Genomic DNA, 3871 nt, shown 5'->3' on the forward strand with positions numbered 1-3871 from the left:
ACTCCTTTCAATTTCCTTTGATCTCATGTCTGAGAAATTTGAATATGTATCTATTCATTTTAAGAACTTTGCAATGTGATTGTTTGTTTATACTGTAAATTAACTAACAACTTAACATGAATCAATTATGCGAAAAGTGAATGTTCTTTATAGTATGGTATTCATGATTACACTCTTTGGAGTATCTGTAAATCATTTGAATGCTTGTACCCGTGTAGTCTATCAGGGTGATAATAATATGATAATAACCGGTCGTACTATGGATTGGAAAGAAGATACCCGTAGTAATATCTGGATTTTCCCGCGAGGTATGGAGCGCAACGGAGAGGTAGGGAAGGACCCGATGCGTTGGAAATCTAAATACGGCAGTGTGATAACTTCGGCTTATGACATCTGTAGCACTGACGGTATGAATGAAAAAGGACTCGTTGCCAATCTGTTGTGGCTGGCAGAATCATCCTATCCCCAATGGAACGGTGAGAGACCGGCTTTGTCCATAGCCGCCTGGGTGCAATATATGCTTGATAATTTTGCAACGGTGGATGAGGCTGTTGCCGAGGTAGAAAAGAATACTTTCGATGTGGTGTCGGATATGATGCCCGACGGTACGCGTATGGCTACCCTTCATCTTTCCATTTCGGACGCTACGGGTGATAATGCTATTTTTGAGTATGTAGACGGAAAGTTGGATATTCATCATAGCAAAGCGTATCAGGTAATGACAAACTCACCTGTGTTTGATCAGCAACTGGCGCTTGATGATTACTGGAAGAATATCGGAGGAACCACTTTTTTGCCGGGTACCAATCGTGCTGCCGACCGTTTTGTGAGAGCTTCTTTCTATATTAATGCTATTCCTAAAACAGAAGATACCCGTACAGCCTTGGCCAGTGTATTCAGCGTGATACGCAATACTTCCGTTCCGTTCGGCATCAGCACTCCTGATCAGCCGAATATTTCTTCAACCCGATGGAGAACGGTTTCCGATCAGAAGGATAAAGTTTATTACTTTGAGTCTACTTTATATCCCAATGTATTTTGGATTGACTTTAAGGATGTGGATTTCTCAGAGAAAGCGCCTGTCAAGAAGTTGAATCTTCTTTCCGGTAAAACGTATGCGGGAAATACTGCCAAAGAGTTTGTCGCTACAAAACCTTTCCAGTTCTTGGGAATCAAATAGTATGGATTTTACGCTCATAAAAAAATGAAATGCACCCTGACTACGCTTAGAAAGGGTGCATCTCTGCAAAACAAACAAACAGTTTCAACCTTTTATGACCAAAACTGAGATATACTATATATACTACAAATATATCTTAGGTTTTCTATCCAAAAACCTTGTATCTGCAAAGGAAGCTAATTCTGAAAGAAATGTCTCTATTTCTTTTTTACTTGTTATAAATAAAAGTCTCCGGGTGTATAAATAAAAATCTAAATCATTTGGATATTAGATATTTATATACTTCATGATTGGCATCAATCATTTTTAGTGAACAGTATAGAAAAGAGTATTTATTCTTGGCTCTGGTAGCATCTTTCATAGTAGTTATTGATTACTTTTTTATTTATTTTGTTGGTAGTTTCTTACTTTTTAGTATTTTTGTCAGTAGATGAGGTACTCATTCAGATGATGTTTGGAAATATAGTCTGTAATTGGATATATCACTTATGATTTGATAATGGTTGTATCATGGCGATATTTTTGGTGCGTATCAAAAAATAATTTTTCGGAAAGTGTTATTGATATCAATAAGTTCCCACACTTTTTATTTTTAACCGTTGTATCCGGGAAACTGGCAACATAATTTTCTAATACTTATGAGAAAGAAGGTCTGGGTCTATCGCCTGTTTTCTCCGCTTCTGCTGTGGTGCTTTTATGCCTGTGTACAGGAGGATGGTTTTATTGGAAACAGTAAGGTCGACCGTTTTTTTAACGCTTTCGGTGCAGACGAAGATGTGTGTTGGATTACCGAACAGTTAAGGCAGAAAAATGACTCCTCTGATTTTGTGCCTGCCTTTGTAGGCAAATACGGTTATCCTCTCTGGAAGGCGGCATACAGGTTTTCTGAGGGGGAAAACGTGGTGTATGCCGTTCCGGTAAAAAGTGTTGTTCCTGATTCTGAGATAAACAGTATCTGGTTTTTCTCAATGGGACAAGACTCTACGAAATACAGGATATATACGCGCGATATGGCAGAGGGCATAACCACACGGGCAGGCAGCGACGGCGTGGAGGAGACCTGGATGTTTGACTATTTTACGATTAACGCTCTGCACAAGAAACCGGAAAGTGGGATATCTTTTCTATATAGTACTGCTGGCACTGGAACACGAGCGGCATACGAATCATGGGAGTGCGTCCATGCTTTTGCCGGTTATGAAGGCAATGAAGCTGATTTAGGCTGGCATTGTTTACTTGATGGATGCTAATTTCGACAAATTGGACGGCGGCTCTTCCGGTAGTATTGGTGGTGGTAATAGTAATAGTGATAGCAGTAATAGTACTCCAACGGAGCCGCAAGATATAAAGCCGCAGGATCAGGATCCGGACAAAGAAGACAGATCTCCTTGTGGTGCAGTGAGTGAGTTGTCAAGTAATGTTGCGTTAAGGTCGAAAGTAAACAATCTGTTCAATGCGGTACAGAATTACCGTGTGGGTGATACTGAGAACGGATGGATTAAGACCGCTACTGGCGAGTATGTTTACCCTACCATGAAAGAAGCAGAGCATCTGGGGTATGCGGGTACTTCCCTAAGCGGCAAGAAGATTACGGAACAGTATCACAGTCATCCCGCCGGAGCACCTTTCCCGTCGTGGGCAGACCTGAAAGTATTGGCAACGAGGTATCAGCGCGGACAGATAGACGTGGCAAACTTCTCTTACGGGGTAGTAAGCAATATGGGATGCTTCACGATGGTGATTACTTCGGAAAGTGCGTTCAGTGCGTTTACGCAGAATATATTGAATAATCCAGTATTTGAAGAATTATATAATGATATGCATAAAATGCCAAATACTAACGGTGCTGATACAGCCATTGCCAAATTTATAGATTTTTTAAGGAAAACCGTATCTGGTCTAGATGTGCTGTTCAATGAAGCGTCCTATGACAGTAACGGAAATGCTCGTTTAGATAATTGGCAAGCCAAGGACAGCAATGGCAGTGCTAAAATTTCAAACTATAATTGTAATTGATCAACTAAATTCAGAAAGATATGAAACGAATTTATATACTCTTTGTTTTCGCATTCATTTGTATGGGAGTATTCTCCCAAGCAAACTATGACGCTTTTGTAGGAACATGGGTGTATCAGAATAATGATACAATATTTAAAATTAAGCTACAAAAGGGTACAGTAAGATATGGGCAATATGGAAATCAAGCTAAAATTTTTGGTGGTTACTATCTCAGCATAAAAGGAGTAGTTAAAGAAGATTATATAAAAACGATACCTGCAATATGGGATGCCAGTATTTCTGCACCGTCATGCAACATCTACATTAATGCTATTAGTGATATTTCCAATTATTTGGGCTTCACTTTCTACGACCAGCGTAAGCAGCATTTGAACGGTAAAGGAATAGTTGGCGGGACAATGGATTTGCTTTCCTCTAACAAGCTCCACTGGAAACTGAATGAGAAGAAAGGTTTGTGGTATGCATTGGAGGGAGATTATCCGGAAGATATGCTTCCTTCTCCGGAAGAATGGGTTCCTCGTGGCTTTTCAGTGCCCACAGACGTGATAATGACCAAGGAGTAGCAAATATTCTAAAATAGGTTGTGTTAGCGAAGTATGCTCAAATTATAACTATACCCCATAAAGTTTTTGTGTGTTGAATATAGATTTTAATTTCTTGAAAATCAATAAA

4 protein-coding genes are annotated in these 3871 nt (G+C 39.7%); all 4 read left to right on the plus strand.

The annotated features are described in order from the left end of the window. Positions 1-154 precede the first annotated feature (154 nt). The 4 genes from BN161_RS22805 (at position 155) to BN161_RS22820 (ending at position 3762) form a co-directional block, all read left to right on the plus strand. Positions 155-1180: a linear amide C-N hydrolase gene (locus tag BN161_RS22805; protein ID WP_226810811.1), complete on the plus strand. Its 1026-nt coding sequence runs from the start codon at positions 155-157 to the stop codon at positions 1178-1180. Between the two features lie 638 nt (positions 1181-1818). Next, a complete protein-coding gene (locus BN161_RS22810) occupies positions 1819-2430 on the plus strand; it encodes a hypothetical protein (protein ID WP_044270543.1) in 612 nt (203 codons plus the stop codon). Then, positions 2420-3196, plus strand: a complete 777-nt coding sequence (locus tag BN161_RS22815; protein ID WP_044270547.1) for an MPN domain-containing protein — start codon at positions 2420-2422, stop codon at positions 3194-3196. The genes BN161_RS22810 and BN161_RS22815 overlap by 11 nt, the downstream gene beginning before the upstream one ends. Before the next feature lie 20 nt (positions 3197-3216). Beyond that, complete coding sequence (locus BN161_RS22820; RefSeq protein WP_044270549.1) at positions 3217-3762, plus strand: DUF6705 family protein; 546 nt, start codon at positions 3217-3219, stop codon at positions 3760-3762. Positions 3763-3871 lie beyond the last annotated feature (109 nt).

Source organism: Bacteroides timonensis, from assembly GCF_000513195.1.
Classification (GTDB): Bacteria; Bacteroidota; Bacteroidia; order Bacteroidales; family Bacteroidaceae; genus Bacteroides; species Bacteroides timonensis.

Coding starts and splice junctions, on each gene's coding strand:
- BN161_RS22805 (WP_226810811.1), top strand. CDS start 155: ATGGTATTCATGATTACACTCTTTGGAGTATCTGTAAATCATTTGAAT.
- BN161_RS22810 (WP_044270543.1), top strand. CDS start 1,819: ATGAGAAAGAAGGTCTGGGTCTATCGCCTGTTTTCTCCGCTTCTGCTG.
- BN161_RS22820 (WP_044270549.1), top strand. CDS start 3,217: ATGAAACGAATTTATATACTCTTTGTTTTCGCATTCATTTGTATGGGA.
- BN161_RS22815 (WP_044270547.1), top strand. CDS start 2,420: ATGGATGCTAATTTCGACAAATTGGACGGCGGCTCTTCCGGTAGTATT.